The sequence below is a fragment of the Pararcticibacter amylolyticus genome (genome assembly GCF_003130405.1).
In the GTDB taxonomy this organism is placed as follows: Bacteria; Bacteroidota; Bacteroidia; order Sphingobacteriales; family Sphingobacteriaceae; genus Arcticibacter; species Arcticibacter amylolyticus.
Map to the genome: position 1 here is coordinate 55,799 of NZ_QEAS01000012.1, position 3,641 is coordinate 59,439.

3 protein-coding genes are annotated in these 3,641 nt (G+C 44.3%); 2 read left to right on the forward strand and 1 reads right to left on the reverse strand.

The annotated features are described in order from the left end of the window. Positions 1–2: 2 nt before the first annotated feature. Positions 3–824, reverse strand: coding sequence for an orotidine-5'-phosphate decarboxylase (gene pyrF, locus DDR33_RS15015; RefSeq protein WP_109416627.1), 822 nt, complete (start codon positions 822–824; stop codon positions 3–5). Positions 825–1,070: 246 nt separating this feature from the next. Here pyrF and rho point away from each other — a divergent pair, with 246 nt between their 5' ends. Together rho and DDR33_RS15025 are read left to right on the forward strand one after the other, a co-directional pair. Beyond that, positions 1,071–2,873, forward strand: a complete 1,803-nt coding sequence (gene rho / locus DDR33_RS15020; RefSeq protein WP_109416628.1) for a transcription termination factor Rho — start codon at positions 1,071–1,073, stop codon at positions 2,871–2,873. A 71-nt stretch (positions 2,874–2,944) separates the two neighbouring features. Beyond that, the coding region (locus DDR33_RS15025) for a CDP-alcohol phosphatidyltransferase family protein (RefSeq protein WP_109416629.1) at positions 2,945–3,641 on the forward strand (697 nt) is incomplete at its 3' end.

The following is a 3,641-nucleotide window of genomic DNA, read 5'->3' on the forward strand; positions in this document are numbered from 1 at the left end:
ACTTACAACTCCCTCACCCACTTCTCCATCTCCTGCTGCACCGCTTGCGCGCCGGCAGCTGCCGCTTCGGCGAAGTCCGTACCTGAGGATGCATATATAATAGCGCGGGACGAGTTGACCAGCAGTCCGCATTCCTTATTCATACCATACCTGCAAACCTCATCCAGGCTTCCCCCCTGGGCTCCAACGCCCGGGACAAGTAAAAAGTGATCCGGTACGTGTTTACGGATGGTGAGAAAATCCTCTCCGCGGGTAGCCCCCACCACAAACATGATATTTTCTTTACTTCCCCACTCCCCTGATTTTTGAAGCACGGATTCAAACAGCATATTTCCGTCAGAAGAAAGATACTGGAAATCCTTGCTGCCCTCATTAGATGTTAAAGCAAGGATGATAGCCCATTTCTCAGGAAACTTAAGGAATGGTTTCACCGAATCAGCTCCCATATAAGGAGCAACTGTGACCGAATCAAAGCTCATTCCGGATGATTCAATATTAAAAAAGGCTTTTGCATACATTTCAGATGTATTTCCGATGTCGCCGCGCTTCGCATCTGCAATACTGAAGCAATCTTTAGGCAAGTATTCCCATGTTTTTATGAGGCTTTTCCATCCTTCAATGCCACGACTTTCGTAAAACGCTGTATTTATTTTATAGGCAACAGCAAACTCCCGGGTGGCATCAATAATCTGCTTGTTAAACTCAAAGACAGGGTCTTCTTCATTAAGCAGGAAAGCCGGGATCTTCTGAATATCAGTATCAAGCCCAACGCACAAAAAAGATTTCTTTTCCCGTATTTGTCCGATTAATTCCTTGCGGTTCATAAAAATTTTAAGATCGAATGTATTTATTAACAGCCTGCAAAGAAATTAAAACAATGCGGCGGGAGGAAATTTTTTTCACTTTTTCTTGCTTCTTTAAAATTATTCCGTTAAAATTGTGGCGTTATCTCAAAATGTTTGTCCTAAACATCACAGGAAAACTCCTTAAGATTTCTTAAAAAATGTTTTTTTGCTGATTGCGGATTTACTCTTTATATAAACAAATCCTACATAATACTTCAAAATTGAATGGAAATCACTGAATTGAACGACAAGCTTGTATCTGAGCTTCGTGAGATCGCCAAATCCTTTGGAATAGAGGGAGCTGATGCTTTACGGAAAGCAGAGCTTATAAATCGGATTAAAGAGCAGCATACACTTATTGAAACTGCACGTCAAAATACACCAGCAGAAGAAACTGAAGCCGCTCCTGCCGCGGAAGAAAAGCCACGTAAACGTACCAGGGCGGTAAAAGCGAAAGCAGAAAAACAGCCCGAAGCAGCAACTGAACCGGCATCATTATTTGATACTCCTGCCGAGCCGGCTGCGGCGCCAGCTGAAGAAGCTCCGGTAGCTCAGGAGACTCCTGCGGCGGAAGTTCAGACTCCTGAAAGCCAGGAAACGGAAGAACAAAGCCAGGAAGCTGAAAGCCCTGCATCTGCGGAAGCTGAAACAGAATCTTCAGATTCAACACAGGAAGAGAAATCTGAATCAGGCGCACGCCCCAGAAGAAAAATCAAATTAAAGGCTCCGGGAACAGAAATTGAAATTTCAGCGCCACCTGCTCCCGTTGAACCAAAAGCAGAATATACCGCACCTCAGCGGGTTGAACCCAGGGTTAGCTATTCCAGCCGCAATGCTGAAAGCAGCTATGAAGACAGGTATCAGGATGGAAGACAGGAAACTTCTTCACAACTCCCGGCTACCAACCTGGATTTCGACAATGTTATCGTCAACGAAGGTGTTTTAGAAATAATGCCCGACGGATACGGATTTCTCCGTTCATCCGATTATAATTATCTCACCTCTCCCGACGACATATATGTATCTCAGTCACAGATAAAATTATTCGGTCTTAAGACCGGAGACACTGTAAGAGGAAGCATCAGACCTCCGAAAGAAGGAGAAAAATATTTCCCTCTTGTAAGAGTAGAAGCTATCAACGGCCGGGTGCCGGCAGAAGTGCGCGACAGAGTACCATTTGATTATCTTACTCCCTTGTTCCCATCTGAGAAATTGAATCTTTTCCAGGACACAGGGCATCATTCTACAAGGATCATTGACCTGTTCACCCCGATCGGAAAAGGTCAGCGTGGTTTAATCGTGGCCCAGCCAAAGACAGGAAAGACGATGCTGCTTAAGGATGTGGCAAATGCAATTGCCAAGAACCATCCGGAAGTATACCTGATCATTCTTCTGATCGACGAACGCCCCGAAGAAGTAACAGATATGGCCAGAAGCGTACGCGCGGAAGTGGTTTCTTCTACTTTTGACGAGCCTGCTGAACGTCACGTAAAGATTGCCAACATCGTACTTGAAAAGGCAAAAAGAATGGTTGAATGCGGCCACGATGTCGTCATTCTTCTTGACTCTATTACCCGTCTGGCACGTGCCTATAATACAGTAGCGCCTGCTTCAGGTAAGATCCTTTCAGGTGGTGTGGATGCAAACGCCCTGCATAAACCAAAGCGTTTCTTCGGTGCAGCACGTAATATTGAAGACGGCGGTTCCCTGACGATCCTTGCCACAGCGTTGATCGATACTGGTTCAAAAATGGATGAAGTGATCTTTGAAGAATTCAAAGGAACAGGTAATATGGAGCTTCAGCTTGACCGCAAGCTTTCCAACAAACGTATATTCCCTGCTATCGACCTTACAGCTTCAAGTACAAGAAGAGATGATCTTCTTCACGACCGCGAAACACTTCAGCGGATCTGGATCCTCAGAAATCACCTTGCTGATATGAATTCCCAGGAAGCAATGGAGTTCCTGCTCGGCCAGATGAAAGGAACCAGAAACAACGAAGAGTTCCTCGTTTCTATGAATAGTTAAGACAAAGTACAGGCAAATGGAGGAAAGTGTGAGACACTTTCTTACCTTTGCGCCTGTACTTTGCTTTTTACATGAGAAAACATATACCAAATGCGATCACTTGTTTAAACTTGTTTAGCGGGTGTATTGGAGTAACTTTTGCATTCAACAACAACTTGATCTATGCAGGTTACGCCATTATTATCGCGGCACTTTTCGATTTCGCTGACGGACTGATTGCCAGGGGGCTTGATGTATATTCCGTTATGGGAAAAGAGCTTGATTCGCTTGCCGACATGGTAAGCTTTGGTTTTCTGCCCGCCTCGATTGTCTATCAACTGTTTCTTGCAGCACCTCAACTGGGCGAGTTAAGTGTTTATCTCAATTACTCAGCTTTTATAATCGCGATCTTTTCAGCATTACGCTTAGCGAAATTTAACATCGATGTGAGACAATCCGATCATTTTATCGGTCTGCCGACACCTGCGAATTCGCTTCTTATCGCATCCCTTCCGATGATTATCGCTCAATCAGGAAGCTTCTGGTCGAGCTATATTCTAAACCCTTACTTTTTGTTCATTTTCAGCCTGGGAACAAGTTTTCTGCTGGTAATGGAAGTCCCCCTGATCTCACTGAAGTTTAAATCTCTGGTATTCAAAGAAAATACATTCCGGTACATTTTACTGCTATCAGCCGCAGTTCTAATTCTTCTATTCAAGTTTGCCGCCGTTCCCGTGATTATCTTTATCTATATCGCGTTATCAGTTGTGCAGTTTACATTGATGAAAT

Excerpts from the sequence above, each read along its gene's own strand:
- rho (WP_109416628.1), top strand. The coding sequence starts at position 1,071 with ATGGAAATCACTGAATTGAACGACAAGCTTGTATCTGAGCTTCGTGAG.
- pyrF (WP_109416627.1), bottom strand. The coding sequence starts at position 824 with ATGAACCGCAAGGAATTAATCGGACAAATACGGGAAAAGAAATCTTTT.